The sequence below is a fragment of the Pseudorhodobacter sp. W20_MBD10_FR17 genome, from assembly GCF_052119765.1.
GTDB lineage: Bacteria > Pseudomonadota > Alphaproteobacteria > Rhodobacterales > Rhodobacteraceae > Pseudorhodobacter.
The window spans coordinates 1-15,771 of sequence record NZ_JBGQOQ010000031.1 but is presented as its reverse complement, the minus strand read 5'-3'; the positions used below and the strand labels follow the sequence as shown (position 1 = coordinate 15,771).

Here is a 15,771-nt window from a genome sequence, read left to right as displayed (position 1 = left end):
CGGGACGTGTCACGCACGCTTTGTTTGATCAGAAGCGGCAGCGAGTTCTGAGAGAATTTCAGCCGTGTGCTGTCCAAGGCTTGGCGGAGGAAGATGACCATTTGGCCTGCCATTAAAGGAAAGCCCGTTGCCCATGGTGCGAACCTGCCCAAACTCTGGCAATTCGAAGTCGATAAAATAGCCGCCCGCGGTCACTTGGCCGTCAAACATAAGGTCATCCGCCATCTGCACCGGCGCGCAAGGCACATCGCGCCCCTCGAACAACGACACCCATTCAGCGGTAGACTTTTGCGTAAATTTGGATTCGGCCGCCAAAGTCAAAGCACGGCGTTCTTGATCTTCGTCGGGGCTGGCAGGAAGGGCGTCGGGATTTTCAAACCATGGGTCATCAATCGCAAGCAAATCCATAAAGTGGCGGCGCTGCGGCACGTTGAGGCACCCAATTGTGACATAACCGTCGTTCGTTTCATATGTGCGGTAGTATAGCTCTCGCTCCACCAAATCGTTCATCTGACCCGCCCAAGCCTGCACCCTGTCCAAAACAGTTCCGGGATTTTTGCTCTGGGTTTTCCCATCAACAGCTTCGATAGAGACCAGCTTTTGGCGTTGCAAGCTAAGGGCAGCTTCGATCAACGTACTTTCGACACGGGTGCCTTGCCCTGTGCGCATGCGCTTGATTAAGGCCGACATCACACCGATTGCAAGTGTTTGGCCCGCTGTAAAGTCGATGAGCGCGATACCAGCATAACGGCGTGGCGCCTTGCCATCGGGGCGTGGGTTTGCTGCGATCAATCCAGATACTGCTTGAATAACAAGATCGTAACCAGCTTGCTGTGCGCGTGGCCCGTTTGGTCCATAGGCTGAGTTCACGGCATAAATGACGTTAGGGTTGAAGGCACGGACAGCATCATATCCGATGCCAAGGCGTTCCGCGACACCGGGGCGATAATTGTGAACGACAATGTCGGCCGTCGCGATCAACTCTAACGCGGTGTCTAGATCTGCTTTTTGCTTCAAATCCAACACGATCGACCGCTTGTTCCGGTTAAGGGAAACAAAACTTTTGCTAAAGCCTTTCGCAAACGGGTCTTGCACCCGCCACTGTTCACCCTTTGGCGGCTCGACCTTGATTACATCGGCCCCCATATCACCTAAAATTTGGGTGCAGAATGGCCCTGCAATGTATCCTGAAAAATCGACGACCCGAATGCCATCCATTGGTCCTGAAAGCTCGCTCATCTTGGCATCCCCAGTCCGCGAACAGCAATAACACCACGTTGAATTTCACTAGAACCGCCCGCCAAAGTAAGCGCCGGAGATGCCCGAAAGACCGCTGGGAAAAGCCCGTTTGCAACAGCCAGTGGCGACCCATTTTCAAACTGCGCCTGAGGCCCAACGATATCGACGGTGGCATCGGCAATCGCTTGGGTCAGCAGGCCAACATACAGCTTGCCAAAAGAAAACTCTGCGCTGACACCTTTGCCTGCGTCCAGGTTGCGCGCGATTAAATAGCCAAAGCTGCGCGCAACCTGCCACTTGGCACGCAATTCACCGATCTTCTCTTGAACTGCCGGAACATCAGCCAGACGACCGCCACGCCCGTCACTTCCTTGCGTCTCAACATATTGCACCAGTTGGTCGAGCGAAAACTTTGACGCCCCGACCCGATCCATGCAGGACCGCTCAAGATCAAGGCTTTGCATCGCTTGATGAAAGCCACGATTTTCTTCACCCAAAAGCGCGTCTGCTGGAATGCGGACATTCTCTAGAAAGACCTCGTTCAGAACGCCACCGCCCAAAGTGCCAAAGCTGTTAACCCGAACTCCCGGCGTCGTCATATCCATCACAAAAAGGCTAATTCCACGATGCTTGACGGCCTTTGTATCTGTACGCGCGGCCAAATACATATGGGTCGCGACTTCGGCCGATGACGTCCAGATCTTGTGGCCATTCACCACATAGTCATCACCATCCCGAATTGCGGTTGTCCGCAAAGAGCCAAAGTCAGATCCGGCCATTGGCTCGGAAAATCCTTGGCAAAACATCGCGTCACCCGCAGTGATCATCGGCAGATATTTTGCCTTTTGCGCATCATTGCCGAACAGCATGAGCGAGTTTCCAAACACCTTGACCGACAGCAAATAAGCCGACAACGGCGCACGACCATAGCCCAATGCCTCATCAATAATTGCCGTTTCAAGATGGGTGGCAGACTTGCCGCCGAATTGCTCTGGCCAATGGCGGCCAATCCAACCGGCCATGCCAAGCGCCTTGAAAAAATCCTTTGAATCACCGTCACTCATAGTGCCCTGACGCTCAAGGCCAAAGACCGTTTCCGGAATGGTTTTGGCACAAAAATCAAGCACTTGCCTTCTTAGGCCTGCCAACTCTCCGTCTGTGGGAATAATGCGCATGGGTTCGTCCGGCTCCTCTAAATGCAAGGCACCCATGGCGCCCGCACAGTTTGATCCTGCTCAACTAAACCAACGATAGCTTCTAAAGTTTGAACGCAAAATTGAAAAATACTAACGACCCTTGAATGGAATATCGGCGACAGAACGACCTCCGCGCGCGTAGTTTAGTCAGGAAGTCAGCCCTTCTCAGGGCGCCAAACAGCGGACAAGTCGCTTGAAATGCCAAAACTGAGCAAGGGGAAGCCATGCAAAAAACGATGACTTTAGGGATTGTTGGCGCAGGTGTGATGGGACGTGGAATCGCTCAGATAGCTGTTGAAGCGGGTTTCGAGGTTTGGCTGTTCGACATCGACGCTACGGCTCGACAAGATGCCGCGGATTTCGTCTCGGCGATGCTTCGTCGCAAAGTAGAAAAGGGCCTGATCTCTACTGGAAACTGCACAACTTTTATTGACTCTTTGTTTTGTGCAGACTCGCTGACAGGTCTTTCGCAATGCGATCTTGTGATCGAAGCAGCATCCGAAAACCTACCTTTGAAGCAGGCAATACTGCGCGACCTAGAGGCCATCGTTTCGCCCAATTGTGTCTTGGTAACCAACACTTCATCGCTTTCGGTGACAGCTATCGCCAGTGCGCTGCAAGGCCCCGAACGGGTTGCAGGTTATCACTTCTTTAACCCAGTCCCATTGATGAAAGTGGTCGAAGTTATCGGCGGCCTAAAAACCGAACCCCTGATCTTGGACAAGCTTTGTGATTGGTCTAGGCAGATGGGCCATACGCCGATACGTGCCGCCGACATGCCCGGCTTTTTGGTCAATCATGCGGGCCGCGCTTATAGTACCGAGGCGTTGCGAATACTTTCAGAAGGCATCTGCGACTTCACCGACATTGACGAAGTGATGACCGAGGCCGTCGGGTTCAAGCTGGGACCGTTTGCGCTATTTGACCTAACAGGGCTTGATATATCCCATAATGTGATGACCTCGATTTATACGCAGTTTTATAATGACCCGCGCTACAAGCCTTCGCCACTTTCGGCCCAGCGCGTGGCTGGCTGCGTATTTGGGCGCAAAACGGGTGCGGGTTTTTACACTTATACCGATGGAAAAATGACCCAAGCCGCCCCACAAGAATTTCCAGATTGGACGGCATGCAAATGCCCAGTCTGGATTTCGCGTCAAGAACCTGTCGAACATGATGCATTGCGGGCCATGCTTGGCCTTAGGCAAGATGTAATAGTTGAGCAGGGTGATAGGCCCAGTGAAACGGCGTTGATTTTGATAACGCCGCTTGGCAATGACGCCACAAGTACGGCTTGCGAACAAGGTCTTGATCCCGCTCGGGTAGTTGCGGTCGATATGCTGCTTCCAAAAGCTGCGCGGCTCACGTTGATGCATACCCCTGCAACGCTGCCACAGTTCCAAAAGGCGGCTATAGCCTTAATTGCTGCATGCGGCCGTAAGCCAACGATGATCCATGACAGCCCCGGGTTTATTGTTCAGCGCATGCTGTGTGGCATCGTCAACACTGCTTGCGAAATTGCAGCTCAACGTATCGCCACTCCGGCAGATATTGATTTGGGGACGACCCTTGGGCTTGGATATCCGCGTGGTGCGATTGCATTTGGTGACTTCATCGGCACAGCACGCGTTTTGACCGTGCTTAATGCGCTGACCGAGTTTTACCACGACGGGCGCTATCGGCCTTCTAGCTGGTTGCGCCGCCGCGCGTTGCTGGGGCTGCCTTTAGACCACACTGACCGATTGTAGCATGTGGAAAGAGCAACTTATACCGATGATGTATATCTGGGTTTAAGTTGATTTTTCATTGGCGCATATTAACCGAATCCACGCCCTAAACTGTTTGACATGCGGTAAAACAAGCGAGCGAGGCGGTGCCATGAGGTAGTACCCTGATCCGGTTGGCACCCTTATATTACTTGCAGGCAAAAGCTTGCCCTGACGCAGCATGACCGATGAAAACGGTGTGCGTTCCATAGCTATCCCCAAGCCTTCGCGGGCCGCCTGTAGAACGTGTGACCGCTTGTCAAACGTCAACCTGGGCTCAGGTAGTTCGCTTGCATCGACGCCCGCAGCAGCAAACCATTCAGCCCATTCATTTGGCGTGTAAGAGCACGCAAGTAGATTGTGTTTCAGCAAATCGCGTGGCGAAGTGATCGCGCCAAAGGCCTCAATAAATCCCGGCCCGCAAACGGGAAATATCATTTCATCAATAAGTTTATCCGACAGATTGGGGTATTCATCCTCATTGGACGCAAATACAATCGCAAGGTCAATATCCGTGCCGGACAGGTCCACTTCATCATGCATCGTATGGGTACGGATTGAAATGTCTGGGTTCTGGGACAGAAAATCATGTAGCTGCGGGATCAGCCAAGACTGCGCCAAGGATTGATATAGGTGAATTGACAACGTGCCCGACTGTCGTGAATTCAAAACCGCAAGCGTAGATGCTTCGATCTGGTCCAACGCGTCCCCTAGCCCTGCGACAAAGCTTATCCCGATAGGCGTCAGCTTTAGTCCATTCGACGAGGATCGCGTAAACAGTTTAGCGCTCAGGAACGTTTCCAGAGATTTGACTTGATGGCTGACCGCAGAGCTTGAAATTCGCAACTCATCAGCCGCGTCTTGCAATGTTTTGCGGCGCGCAAGTGCCTCAAAAGCGCGCAATGCGGCAAACGGGGGAAGTTTACGCGCCATCAGCTCTCTTTCTATCACTTAGGGGGTATGCAGAAAATCCAGACAAGCAACTGAGTCATATCACATAACTGCACATCATTCACTGGCTTGGTTACACGATCAGCCTAACGTTGGGCAATGGCCTGTTCAAGCCAGCCTACTTGCAAATGAGGCACAGAGCGCATCAACGTCCGCGTATACTCTTTCTTGGGTGCGCGCAAAATATCTAGGGTCGGCCCCTGTTCAACCGCCTGACCCAAGTGCATCACGGTCACGCTGTCACACATCGCCGCCACAGTAGAAATATCGTGGCTGATCAAGACAAAGGACAGGCCACGTTCATCACGCAATTGCCGGATCAAGTCGATAATCGCATTGCGAACCACTGTGTCCAGCGCCGAAGTCACCTCGTCACATAGGACGACGCGAGGATTGCCCGCCAATGCTCGTGCCAAATTAATGCGCTGCTTTTGCCCGCCGGAAAGTTCACGCGGAAGCCGCTTCATAAGGTCCGGTGAAAGCTTGACCTGCGTCATCAATTCGGCAATCCGGTCGTCGACGGCGCTCCCCCTGTCGCCGGTAAAATACTCGATTGGGCGGCGCAGAATTTTTTCAATCCTGTGCGCAGGATTCAGCGCAACATCTGCCATCTGCATAACCATCTGAACGCGTGCCAAATCTGTCTTGCTTCGCTCATGCAGGTTGGGCGAAAGGGAGATTCCATCCAGTTGGACATCCCCTTGATAATACGGCATGAGCCCGCTAATTGCCCGCGCCAAAGTGGATTTTCCAGACCCAGACTCGCCGATAATTGCATGAATAGCCCCGGCCTTAACCTCCATATCAACAGAGTGCAGAACCTTGAGTGGCGGCTCTTTGCCCTTACCTGCGCCGCCATATCCCGCGCTCAGGTTGCGCACGCTTAGCACCGGATTGATAGCCACAACCGACTCAGTTTTAGACCCCGCAGTGGCAGGGGTGGTCTTTTGCGCAGGCGCCGCGCAGGCTATATCAGGGTCGCTCGCCGCGATTAAAAGCTTGGTATATTCGTGCTGCGGATTCGTGATGATTTGTTCAACACTGCCTTGTTCAACAACTTTTCCTGCCTTCAGCACGATGATTTCATCTGCAATTTGTGCAACAACTGCCAAATCATGGGATACATAAATCGCCCCAATTTTATGACCTTTAATCAATGCCTTGAAGTTCTGGAGCACGTCAACCTGAGTCGTCACATCCAGAGCGGTGGTTGGTTCATCAAAAACAATACACGCAGGCTCGCCAGACATTGCCATCGCGGCCATCAATCGTTGCAATTGACCACCCGAAACCTCATGCGGGTACCGAGAGCCAATGCCCTCGACATCCGGAAGCTGCAATTCGGTGTAAAGTGCCTGCGTGGTGATCCTTCTGGATTTCGCGTCGCCGATATTGTGGATCCGTGCGGTCTCAGAAACCTGCACACCAATCGTCATACACGGGTTGAAAGCGGCGGCCGCACTTTGTGCGATATACGCGATCTGAGCGCCCCGAAAGTCCCTTAGCTTTTTTCCCGACAACGCAAGAACGTCGGTATCACCAAAATGAACCGACCCCTTGGTTACACGAAGGCCAGCCCGCACATAACCGAGTGCGGTTAGAGATATAGTGGTCTTGCCGGAGCCTGACTCACCAATCAAAGCCAAGACTTTTCCCGGTGCAACTCGGAACGAAATATCGCTGACAATTTCTGCACCAGTATCTTCACGGCAGATTGTGAGGTGGTCAAACACAAGATCATTTTGCATTAAATCAACTTTCCGGCGATGTCTTGACCCGAGCGCGTCGCAAGGTCGTCAACGATAAGATTCAAACCGACCGCAAAACTGGCAATCGCAATTGCTGGGAAGATTGGAGTAAGCACACCAGATGTCAGGCCAGTCATGTTTTCGCGGACCAAAGTGCCCCAATCAGCAAGCGGCGGCTGCACGCCTAGGCCAAGAAAGCTCAACGCGCTAAGAAACAAGATTGCAAAGGCAAGACGCATCCCAAAATCGACCAATAGAGGGCCGTATATGTTAGGAAGAATCTCTTGTAGCGCGATCCAAACGTGCCCTTCCCCGCGTGCACGGGCAACAACGACATAATCAAGTTGGACCTGATCCATTGCCAAAGCGCGCGACACCCGAAACACACTGCTAGCATAAATAAACCCAGTGGTAACAACCAAAACCGGAATGCTTGCCCCCAGCGCGGCAATGATAACCAGCCCGAGGATGGTGGTGGGGAATGACAAAAACGCATCATTTATGCGGCTAAGTATCATATCAACCGACCGACCCGCGACAGCAGCCAAAACACCCAAAACTGTGCCTAAGCCCGAGGCGATCACTGTCGCACAAATCGCCATGATCAACGTCAGCTGTGTTCCGACCAAAAGCCGCGATAACAAATCGCGGCCCAGATAGTCGGTGCCCAACAAGAACGTAGTTGACGGTGCCAAAAACCCATCATCCGAAACAAATTCTGTCGCGTCATAGGGCGCGATGAACGCCCCCAGCACAAAGATGATAAACCAAAACCCCAAGATCGCGACGCCGATATAGCCCGCCGTTCCCAACGGCTTAGATTTGTTCTCCGGCTGAGGTGACTCTACGAGAGTATCCGCTGCTGCGTCGATCATCGTCAGTTTCCCTATTCTAGATTTCAATGGTTGTTACGGCGCAGACGAGGGTTCGCAAGAATAGCCAAGACATCTGCGATCAACATCAACACAACGTAACCGGCGCAAAACAAAAGCACGCAAGACTGAACGACCGGAAAGTCGCGGCTAGACACCGCATCGACCAAAAGTTTGGCGAGGCCCGGATATGCGAAGATTGTTTCAACGATGACAACACCGCTGAGAAGGTAAGCAAGATTTAGCGCGATCACGTTGGCGATAGGACCAATCGCGTTCGGCACAACATGCCGAAAGATGATCGACCAACGCGAAACACCTTTCAGCAAAGCCATTTCAACATACGGGCTAACCAAAAGGTTCAAAACAGTCGCCCGTGTCATGCGCGACATCTGGGCGGTGATAGATGCCGAAAGCGCCAAGATAGGCAGTGCAAGGACTGACATCATCTGACCGAAGGAAGTGAACTCGGTTGAATAGGAAATCGCCGGAAACCATTTCAGCCCAATTGCAAACACCATCACCAAAATGGTGGCTGTCAGGTACTCTGGGATCGAAACCAAAACCAACGAGCCGACGGAAACAAGCCTGTCGCCAAGACTGCCAGGAAAGGTAGCAGCCACCAACCCCAATATTATAGAAACAGGCACCGCAATCACCGAAGTAAGGCCGGCGAGGATAAGTGTATTCGACATCCGGTCAAGAATAAGCTGCGATACGGCGGCACCGCTTGCCAGTGAATAGCCAAGATCGCCGGTAAGAAACCCGCCCAACCAAACGGAGTATTGTTCCCAAAGTGGTCGTGTAAGACCAAGCTTTTCGCGCAGCGCGGCCACCGTTTCAGGGGTTGCAGACTGGCCCAACACTGCTTCGGCCACATCGCCGGGCAGGATAGAGGACGCAAAAAAGACCAGTATGGAAACAAGGAAGAGCGTCGCGATACCCGCGAGTAATCGCTTAAAAACTAATTTTGCGAGCATGGACGTTCCTTATTGACCTGATAGGTTTGTTTATCTTGAAAACCGGGCCAGAGAGCAGAATTGCTGCCTGGCCCTATTCTGTTTACTGATCAAGCCAAACGGATTCTGCAAAGTAGAGACCACCAATATAGCCCAGCGGGATAGGTTCGATGCCTTGCACAGCGGTCGTTTTTGCATCGACAAAATCAAAGAACAGCGGAATGCCGTAGCCCCCGGATTCATTGGTGATCAACTGCACTTCACCATACAGTTCTTTGCGCAAAGCTTGGTCAGTTTCGCCCCGCGCTTGTTCGATCAAGCTGGCCAGCTTTGGATCGTTGATATGGGTTTCGTTCCATGCAGCACCAGGCATAAACGCCAAAGATAAGATCATGTCATACACAGGACGCGGGTTCCATTCAGCCGCATAGAACGACCGCTTCGCCCAAATATTGGACCAGAAGCCATCTGCAGGCTCTCGTCGCAAGTTCAAGTTCAGCCCTGACTTTGCGGCGGCTTGCTGCATGGTAAGCCCGATATCAATGCCGCCAACCGATGCTTCAGACACATGCATGTCAATCGTCTGGCCAACCATTCCGGCTTTGTTCAGGTGAAACTTTGCCTTATCCAGATCCATCTCGCGCTGCGGAATATCTGCATTATAGTAGATGCTGTCTGGATGGAAAATATGATCGTTGCCCAACACGCCGAAACCGTTAAACGACGTTTTCAGCAAACGTTCGCGATCGATCATGTACTTCATCGCAAGGCGCAGATCATTGTTATCAAACGGGGCCATGTCTACGGTCATCGAGATGCACGGGAACCCTGAAGACGGCGTGCGGAAAACCTCGGTCGTGGGCGTGCTATTGATAAGGTCCAGCGTGTTCTTTTCGGCTTTCAGGATAATATCGGCTTGCCCGGATACCAAGGCGTTGGTGCGGGCAATACTATCGGTGATGCCGAACAATTCGATACTGTCAACATGTGCGCCGGGGCGGTGATAGTTATCATTTCGTTCCGCAAGGGTTTTGATGCCGGGACGGAATTCAGTCAATTTATAAGGGCCGGTTCCGAAACCACCTGCCGAGAAATCGCTTGCGCCATCGGCGACAATAACAAAATGCGCCGTTGCAAGAACTAGCGGAAGGTCCGCATTGCCTGTCGAAAGGACAAACTCTATGGTTTGATCATCCAGCGCCACAACGCTTGCGAATGTATCTGCAATTGCTTTTGCCGCCGAGCCAGTTTCCGGTATTTTATGCCGGTTCATCGAATAGACAACGTCATGTGCCGACAGGGTTTTTCCGTTGTGGAACTGGACACCGGTTCTGATTTTAAAGACCCAGCGCTTTGCGCCGTCGAATGCTTCCCAGCTTTCTGCAAGATCGGGTTGCGCCTGAACCGAGACGTCTGGGCGAGTCAATGCGTTGTAAAAAGTAAAGCAACGAAAGTAGTCATTTGCGAAAACGGCTTTTGCAGGGTCCATGCTGTCATTAGCACTGCTGGCATAACTTGCAATCCGTAGATGTCCACCGCGTTTTGGCGTTGCCGCCTGCGCAGTGCCCAGCCCAAAACCATAGGCCGCCGCCAATGATGATGCCGCAAGTAGGCTTTTCCCGAAATCCCGCCGCGTTGGCTGCCAGAGACCATTTTTGTTGATCATGTTAGATCCTCCCGATCTGATGAATACCAACACCCCCCTCGATGTAGGCATCCGACGACGCTGACACCTCAATGCCCTAATCCACTAGTGAAAAGGGTTCAATCGTATTGAATCCTTGCCTTGCATATGTAAGGCCGCAAAGCCTTGCCACCACCCATCCAAAACCGCACGAATGGCCGAAGACGTGCCTGTATCGGCATGCCCTCGGCCATTCAGTAGAATGTTGGTAATTTTGAAAAACTTAATAGATATAGCTAGTTACACAAATCCATTCATCCTGAAACGGTAGCCGCCCCCAGCACAGCCAGCTTTGGGCTCAGATAGGCTTGTATACCCTCCTTGCCGTTTTCGCTGCCATACCCGCTGTCTTTTACGCCACCAAACGGCGTTTCTGGGTACATCGCCCCGAAAGTGTTGATCAAAACCATTCCAGCGTCCACTTCGGTCATGAGCTGTTCAGCGGTATCAGCCGCTTGGGTAAATCCATACGCTGCCAGCCCATAAGGCAAGCTATTGGCTATTTCCAAAGCTTCATCCAGTGTGTCAAAACCTGTTATCGACGCAATCGGGCCAAAGGGCTCGTCTTGCATAATCCGAGATAGTGGGGGCGGATCAAGCAAGATAGTGGCGGGGTAGAAATTGCCCGCGCCATTCGGCCGCACTCCTCCGGTCAAAAGCTTTGCACCAGACCGGACCGCATCGGCAACCAAGTTTTCCATCGCATCGACGCGCCGAGCGTTAAGCAATGGGCCCAACAATAGACTCTCGCTTGCCGCCTGAAATGCTTTCACAAAGGCATCTTTGATACTGTGCTGTACAATAAACCGACTGGCCGAAACGCAAACTTGCCCGGCATTGCGGAACTTCTGCTCCGCGCAAAGACGTGCCACAGCTTCGACAGCAACATCCTCGCAAATGATGACTGGGGCATGACCACCCAGTTCCAATGTTGCTTTCTTCAAGTGTTGCCCGGCCTGCGCGGCAATGATCCGCCCGACCGGAACGGACCCCGTGAAGGAAATCTTGCGGATGGCTGGCGATGCGATCAGATAGGTTGATATCATCGCAGGATCACCAAACACCATATTGATAACACCCTTGGGAATACCAGCATCATGCAGGGCCGTGATCAACGCAGTCGCGCCTGCAGGCGTTTCCTCCGATGGCTTGACTATGACCGAACACCCTGCGGCCAACGCCGGTGCAATCTTGGCAACGGGTTGATAAATTGGAAAGTTCCACGGCGTCAGTGCTAATATGGGCCCCACAGGTTCGGGCAAAACCATCAAACGTTCCCCTGCCCTACGCGCCGGAATTATACGACCATAGATGCGCTCTGCCTCGCCTGCGTTCCACCGCAGAACTTCGGCTGAGTAGCAGACTTCTGCTTCGGCTTCGGCAATCGACTTGCCCTGTTCAAGGTGAATAAGCTGCGCGATTACGTTCGCCCGCTCCTCAAGCAGATCGGCGGCTCTGCGCAAAAAAACAGCGCGATCATGAGCAGGAGTCTTGGCCCAAATAGAAAACCCGGACATTGCGGCAGCAACAGCGTCATCCAAGTCGGCTTGTCCAGCAATCGAACAAACGCCAATGGCCAGATTGGTTCTGGGGTTAAGAACGTCGAGCGTGCCGTTCACCCCCGATCGAAACGTTCCATCAATGAATAAGTGCTGATCGGGGTAGTGCAATGCCATTTTTTGAACCTTCTTTTCATTTCTACTGATGCCTAGTCTCCAGAACACTGAGCCGTTAGCCCTTGCTCAACAATTGAAATTCATTTGTGTAGATTGGAAAATTTTGTGTCCTATTAGGTTTTTGTGTCGAAATCCCTGCGAGGCATAGTTTGTTTCAAGCGGTCTGAAAGTAATTCCATTGTTTGATGGTATTTCGGGACGTTACCCATAGGCAGAACATAAATTTCTTGCGGAGGTCGACCATGACGCGCAGCGGCGGAAGAATTCTTGTGGACGCCCTAGTCCAAAACGGATGCAGCAAAATTTTTGGGGTGCCCGGCGAAAGCTACCTCGAAGCGCTGGACGCGATGGAAGATCACGCGAACACGATGAGCTATATCAGCTGCCGCCACGAAGGCGGTGCATGCTTTATGGCGACGGCCCATGCAGACCTGACCGGCGAATTGGGCGTCTGCTTTGTTACGCGCGGCCCCGGTGCAACAAATGCCTCTATCGGTGTTCATACGGCATTTCAGGGTTCAACGCCGCTGTTGCTTTTGGTGGGCCAAATTGCCCGCACCCACCGCGACAAAGAAGCTTTTCAGGAAATGGATTATCGCCGGGTTTTTGGCCAGATGGCCAAATGGGTCTGTGAGATCGATGATGCCGCGCGCCTGCCAGAGCTGGTGAACCGCGCGATCCGTGTCGCAAAATCCGGTCGCCCCGGGCCTGTTGTGCTTGTATTGCCAGAAGATATGCTGCGTGACATGTCGACAGTCGCAGACCTGCCACCAGCACAAATGACACCCGTATCGCCTTCTCTGCCCGAAATGGCTAAGATTCACGCGATCCTATCAAAGGCAGAACGACCCCTTATCTTGCTTGGTGGCAGCGGTTGGTCAGAGGCGGGTTATAACACCATGATCGCTGCGGCTGAAAAGCATGACTTTCCGGTCTGCGTTGGGTTTCGGCGACACGGCTTATTTCCAAACGACCATTCGCATTATGTTGGCAACCTTGGGTTTGGCGGCGCGCCAATTCCGAACGACTACGCCAGCACAGCCGATGTGATCGTAGCAATCGGCAGCCGTCTGGGCGATGGTGACACGCTGAAATTTCGGCTTATCAAATCGCCACTCCCCGACAATACTCTGATCCACGTTCACCCCGGCGCCGAGGAACTCGGCCGCCTGTATAACGCAGAAATGCTTGTGCAGGCCGACCCAAATGCCTTTGCCGAAGCCTTACTGGCCCTTCCCGCACTGACATCCGCAGCTTGGGTCAAAGGTCGCACAGCCTTGCGCGCACAATATATCGAGATGATGCAGTTGCCACCGCAAGCGGGCCCTGTCGATATGGGTGAAGTGATGCGTTACCTAAACACCCGCCTGCCTGCCGATACAGTTATGACTACCGGCGCAGGTAACGCAGGCGACTGGCCTAATATCTACTACTCTTATCGGTCATACCGGTCTGGTTTGGCTCCGGTTTCCGGTGCAATGGGTTATGGCGTCCCTGCGGCAGTTGCCGCTAAGATTGAGTCACCCAATCGCCCCGCAGTCTATATCGGCGGTGATGGTGATTTTCTGATGAACGGACAAGAACTGGCCACAGCGGCGCAATACGGCGTGAACCCTATTTGCATCGTTGTTGATAACGCTATGTACGGCACCATCCGTATGCACCAACAGCGCCGCCACCCTGGACGTTATACCGGAACCGTTTTGAAAAGCCCGGAATTTGCAACTCTAGCGGTTGCTTACGGCGGCCACGGTGAAACAGTTACCAGCACGGAAGAGTTTATCCCCGCGTTTGAACGGGCTTGGGCCAGCAACAAGCTTGCGGTCATCCACGTGATTGTTGGGCCAGATAATTTTGGGCCCAACATGGATATTTCCGACATTGAGCCCATTTAAGGAGCGCAGCCCATGCCACAATTGAACAGTGCGTTAACCCGGCTCAAGCCATCAGCCATCTCCGATGTTTTTGACCGCGCGGCCCAACTGCGAGCAAATGGTCAAAAGCTATTCGATTTCTCGGTCGGCGAACCAGATTTCGATACGCCTGCCGCTATTTGCGAAGCCGGCATCAAAGCGATCAATGACGGCAAAACCCGCTATACCGCAGTCGACGGCACGCCAGAATTGAAGCAGGCAATTGCAGCCAAGTTTCGCCGTGACAACGGGTTGGACTTTGCCTTGGACCAGATCGTCGTCGCGTCCGGGGCAAAGCCTTTACTGGCGGTTGCAATTCAGGCCGTGGCAGGTCCGGGGGATGAGGTTATCTTGCCAACGCCTTGCTGGACTTCGCATGTCGGCATGATTGACCTTTGTGGCGCCGAAGCAAAGCTTGTTGAGTGCGGTATGGATAGCGGATTCAAAATCACGCCAAACCAACTGCGCGCAGTCCTTACCGCTAAAACGCGCCTCTTGCTGCTCTGCTCGCCATCTAATCCCACAGGAGCGGTCTATAGTGCAGATGAGCTGGCGGCCTTGGGCAAGGTGCTAGCTGACTTTCCAGGCGTCTGGGTGCTGAGCGACGATCTATACGAGCATATCGTATTTGCCCCAAATATCTTTGCAACACTTGCCGAGGTTGCCCCAGAGCTGAGGGACCGTATCCTGACAGTCAATGGAGTCTCAAAAAGCTATGCGATGACAGGCTGGCGGATCGGCTATGCAGCTGGTCCAACACAATGGGTCAACGCCATTCGCAAGGTGTTCAGCCAGTCAAATGGCGGCCCTTGTTCGATCAGCCAGGCTGCCTCAGTAGAGGCACTAAACGGACCGCAGGACTTTCTGGAAACGTGGCGTGCAACCTATCAACGCCGACGTGACCTGGCGGTATCGATCTTGGCCCAAGCACCGGGACTTGAATTGGCAACGCCAGAAGGCGCTTTTTACATTTTTCCTAACTGCGCGAAACTTCTTGGAAAAGAGACGCCACAAGGACGAAAAATAGAGACTTCCAGCGATTTTTGTACACTTCTGCTGGAGCAACATAACGTCGTAACTGTGCCCGGCGCTGGCTTCTTCTGCGATCCGTATTTCAGAATTTCCATCGCGACATCTGAAGACGTTATCCAAGATGGTTGCCAACGCATTGTTGATGCAATCAACACATTGCGCACTGCGCATTGTGTTAAAAACTAAGGGGCAAAATTTGGCGAATTGAAAGCCATACCCCCGATCAAAATCCGCCCAGTTGCTACATCTTTAAGTTGGCGGACCCCCTTCGCTCTGTCCTGACTTGCATATCTCATTAGTGATAGTGACGCGTTTTTGGGGCCACACTAGTGACGGCGTCCGTACTTGGTTCTCCTAAAGGGCGTGGGGCAAGAATGAGTGGCCCCGCGAGCTCTTGAAACTATGTCGTCGCCATAGCAGCTACTTCAGCACATTCAGGATGCAGTTTGTTTCTGTATTGCCCCGCAGCGAAGTCAGGAAGCAGGCGAACTTGCCCCCATTGAGATGTGACCCATCATGGATGCGGAACCAATCTTTGAATACCCATGAGCTTTCGCCGATTGATCATTTGGCACCATTTAATTGAGCAACACTACTTGCCTGCATGGGCAAATACACCATGATGCGCGAAGCATGAACCCATTTTGCGACGTTCTGTGGGAGCTATGACTGAATCTGGTGTTTGGGCGGTTTGAAGGTTGGCGGCGTATCTGGTTGATTTGTTGTTGCGAGACA

11 protein-coding genes are annotated in these 15,771 nt (G+C 52.7%); 3 read left to right on the top strand and 8 right to left on the bottom strand.

Annotated features, from left to right (window positions below):
* Nucleotides 1-9: 9 nt before the first annotated feature.
* Both ACEN2J_RS16835 and ACEN2J_RS16830 read right to left on the bottom strand, forming a co-directional pair.
* On the bottom strand, nt 10-1,239 hold the full coding sequence (locus ACEN2J_RS16835) for a CaiB/BaiF CoA transferase family protein (protein WP_442107298.1): 1,230 nt from the start codon (nt 1,237-1,239) through the stop codon (nt 10-12).
* Nucleotides 1,236-2,414 carry an acyl-CoA dehydrogenase family protein gene (locus ACEN2J_RS16830; protein ID WP_442107296.1) on the bottom strand — a complete coding sequence of 393 codons (1,179 nt, stop codon included), beginning with the start codon at nt 2,412-2,414 and terminating at the stop codon, nt 1,236-1,238. The genes ACEN2J_RS16835 and ACEN2J_RS16830 overlap by 4 nt, the downstream gene beginning before the upstream one ends.
* Nucleotides 2,415-2,659: 245 nt before the next feature.
* Here ACEN2J_RS16830 and ACEN2J_RS16825 point away from each other — a divergent pair, with 245 nt between their 5' ends.
* On the top strand, nt 2,660-4,183 hold the full coding sequence (locus ACEN2J_RS16825) for a 3-hydroxyacyl-CoA dehydrogenase (RefSeq protein ID WP_442107294.1): 1,524 nt from the start codon (nt 2,660-2,662) through the stop codon (nt 4,181-4,183).
* 42 nt (nt 4,184-4,225) lie between these two features.
* Here ACEN2J_RS16825 and ACEN2J_RS16820 read toward each other — a convergent pair whose 3' ends face one another.
* The 6 genes from ACEN2J_RS16820 to ACEN2J_RS16795 form a co-directional block, all read right to left on the bottom strand.
* Nucleotides 4,226-5,134 carry a LysR substrate-binding domain-containing protein gene (locus ACEN2J_RS16820; RefSeq protein ID WP_442107292.1) on the bottom strand — a complete coding sequence of 303 codons (909 nt, stop codon included), beginning with the start codon at nt 5,132-5,134 and terminating at the stop codon, nt 4,226-4,228.
* Between the two features lie 104 nt (nt 5,135-5,238).
* The gene (locus ACEN2J_RS16815; protein ID WP_442107290.1) at nt 5,239-6,900 is read right to left on the bottom strand and encodes an ABC transporter ATP-binding protein; all 1,662 of its coding nucleotides are present in this window, start codon (nt 6,898-6,900) and stop codon (nt 5,239-5,241) included.
* Nucleotides 6,900-7,775 (bottom strand): ABC transporter permease, encoded by an 876-nt coding sequence (locus tag ACEN2J_RS16810; protein ID WP_442107288.1) that lies wholly within the window; start codon nt 7,773-7,775, stop codon nt 6,900-6,902. Before ACEN2J_RS16810 ends, ACEN2J_RS16815 begins: the two co-directional genes overlap by 1 nt.
* Nucleotides 7,776-7,798: 23 nt before the next feature.
* The gene (locus ACEN2J_RS16805) at nt 7,799-8,752 is read right to left on the bottom strand and encodes an ABC transporter permease (protein WP_442107286.1); all 954 of its coding nucleotides are present in this window, start codon (nt 8,750-8,752) and stop codon (nt 7,799-7,801) included.
* 82 nt (nt 8,753-8,834) lie between these two features.
* Nucleotides 8,835-10,397, bottom strand: coding sequence for an ABC transporter substrate-binding protein (locus tag ACEN2J_RS16800; RefSeq protein ID WP_442107284.1), 1,563 nt, complete (start codon nt 10,395-10,397; stop codon nt 8,835-8,837).
* A 272-nt stretch (nt 10,398-10,669) separates the two neighbouring features.
* On the bottom strand, nt 10,670-12,091 hold the full coding sequence (locus tag ACEN2J_RS16795; RefSeq protein ID WP_442107282.1) for an NAD-dependent succinate-semialdehyde dehydrogenase: 1,422 nt from the start codon (nt 12,089-12,091) through the stop codon (nt 10,670-10,672).
* A gap of 185 nt (nt 12,092-12,276) precedes the next feature.
* On the opposite strand from ACEN2J_RS16795, the gene ACEN2J_RS16790 reads away from it, so the two are divergent.
* Complete coding sequence (locus ACEN2J_RS16790) at nt 12,277-13,986, top strand: thiamine pyrophosphate-dependent enzyme (protein WP_442107280.1); 1,710 nt, start codon at nt 12,277-12,279, stop codon at nt 13,984-13,986.
* A 12-nt stretch (nt 13,987-13,998) separates the two neighbouring features.
* On the top strand, nt 13,999-15,222 hold the full coding sequence (locus ACEN2J_RS16785; RefSeq protein ID WP_442107278.1) for a pyridoxal phosphate-dependent aminotransferase: 1,224 nt from the start codon (nt 13,999-14,001) through the stop codon (nt 15,220-15,222).
* The last annotated feature ends 549 nt before the right edge of the window (nt 15,223-15,771 follow it).

Coding starts and splice junctions, on each gene's coding strand:
- ACEN2J_RS16835 (WP_442107298.1), bottom strand. CDS start 1,239: ATGAGCGAGCTTTCAGGACCAATGGATGGCATTCGGGTCGTCGATTTT.
- ACEN2J_RS16830 (WP_442107296.1), bottom strand. CDS start 2,414: ATGCGCATTATTCCCACAGACGGAGAGTTGGCAGGCCTAAGAAGGCAA.
- ACEN2J_RS16825 (WP_442107294.1), top strand. CDS start 2,660: ATGCAAAAAACGATGACTTTAGGGATTGTTGGCGCAGGTGTGATGGGA.
- ACEN2J_RS16820 (WP_442107292.1), bottom strand. CDS start 5,134: ATGGCGCGTAAACTTCCCCCGTTTGCCGCATTGCGCGCTTTTGAGGCA.
- ACEN2J_RS16815 (WP_442107290.1), bottom strand. CDS start 6,900: ATGCAAAATGATCTTGTGTTTGACCACCTCACAATCTGCCGTGAAGAT.
- ACEN2J_RS16810 (WP_442107288.1), bottom strand. CDS start 7,775: ATGATCGACGCAGCAGCGGATACTCTCGTAGAGTCACCTCAGCCGGAG.
- ACEN2J_RS16805 (WP_442107286.1), bottom strand. CDS start 8,752: ATGCTCGCAAAATTAGTTTTTAAGCGATTACTCGCGGGTATCGCGACG.
- ACEN2J_RS16800 (WP_442107284.1), bottom strand. CDS start 10,397: ATGATCAACAAAAATGGTCTCTGGCAGCCAACGCGGCGGGATTTCGGG.
- ACEN2J_RS16795 (WP_442107282.1), bottom strand. CDS start 12,091: ATGGCATTGCACTACCCCGATCAGCACTTATTCATTGATGGAACGTTT.
- ACEN2J_RS16790 (WP_442107280.1), top strand. CDS start 12,277: ATGGTATTTCGGGACGTTACCCATAGGCAGAACATAAATTTCTTGCGG.
- ACEN2J_RS16785 (WP_442107278.1), top strand. CDS start 13,999: ATGCCACAATTGAACAGTGCGTTAACCCGGCTCAAGCCATCAGCCATC.